Source organism: Chloroflexaceae bacterium, from assembly GCA_025057155.1.
GTDB lineage: Bacteria > Chloroflexota > Chloroflexia > Chloroflexales > Chloroflexaceae > JACAEO01.
In genome coordinates this window covers 247-689 of the sequence record JANWYD010000097.1, presented here as the reverse complement: position 1 = coordinate 689, position 443 = coordinate 247, and the positions used below count along the sequence as shown (strand labels likewise).

Annotated in this window: 1 protein-coding gene; it reads left to right on the top strand. The window is 68.4% G+C overall.

Translation table 11 applies throughout. The annotated features are described in order from the left end of the window. A partial coding sequence (locus tag NZU74_20470) for a hypothetical protein (GenBank protein ID MCS6883703.1) occupies positions 1-443 on the top strand: 443 nt, incomplete at both ends.

The following is a 443-nucleotide window of genomic DNA, read 5'->3' as shown; positions in this document are numbered from 1 at the left end:
GGCAACGCCTCGCAGGTCGATGCCGCGAACGGCGCCTTCGGGTTGAGCCTGGGTCCATCGCCGATCTTCCTGATCCATCGCGCTGCGCAGGCTGCGGCGCCGCAGCCTGCGCCCGCGCCGCCGCCCGCGCAACCGGCGCCGCAGCCGACCTCTGGACGGTGCCGGCAGTTCCCGGAGACTGGTTTCGCGGTCTGTGGTCGGCTGCTCGAATACTGGGAGCGGAACGGCGGGCTTCCGGTATTCGGTTTCCCCATTGGTCCGGAAGAAGACATGGTGATCGAGGGCAGAACGGTGCGGGCGCAATGGTTCGAGCGCAACCGTCTCGAACTGCACCCGCAGAACGCGCCGCCCTACGATGTGCTGCTGGGGCGACTGGGCGCTGAGCGGTTAGAGGCAAGCGGACGCAACTGGTTTGACTTCCCGAAGAGTGACCCGCGCGCGCC